Source organism: Micromonospora sp. DT4 (assembly GCF_049841675.1).
Lineage (GTDB): Bacteria > Actinomycetota > Actinomycetes > Mycobacteriales > Micromonosporaceae > Micromonospora.
On the sequence record NZ_JBNCKT010000447.1, the window covers coordinates 1 to 322 of the forward strand.

The 322-nt window shown below is 66.5% G+C and carries 1 protein-coding gene; it reads left to right on the forward strand.

The genetic code is table 11. The features are described from left to right. The coding region (locus ACLQ24_RS30500; protein WP_425895182.1) for a hypothetical protein at window positions 1-322 on the forward strand (322 nt) is incomplete at both ends.

Below are 322 nucleotides of genomic sequence, written 5' to 3' on the forward strand. Positions count from 1 at the left end.
GCGGCTGCACTGTGGGCAACCCTGCACATCCTGGGTCGCAGCGGCTACCGCGCCATCGCTGCTCAGTGTATCGACCGTCGCGACCAGTTGGCTGCGGCCATCACGGCAGCTGACCCCGACGCCGTGTTGGTGACCGCTCCGCATGCACCAGTCGTCTCTGCGGCCTTCAGCCACCCCGGCGGAGAGTTGCCCTCCGACCTTTGCGCGAGCTACCGGCTCGTCCCGCTCACACTCCCGGATCCTCTAGGCGGCGGCGAGCGGCGCTTGTTCTACCACTTCTATGCGTCCCCATCCCTGACCAACAAGCAGATCACCACGTTCG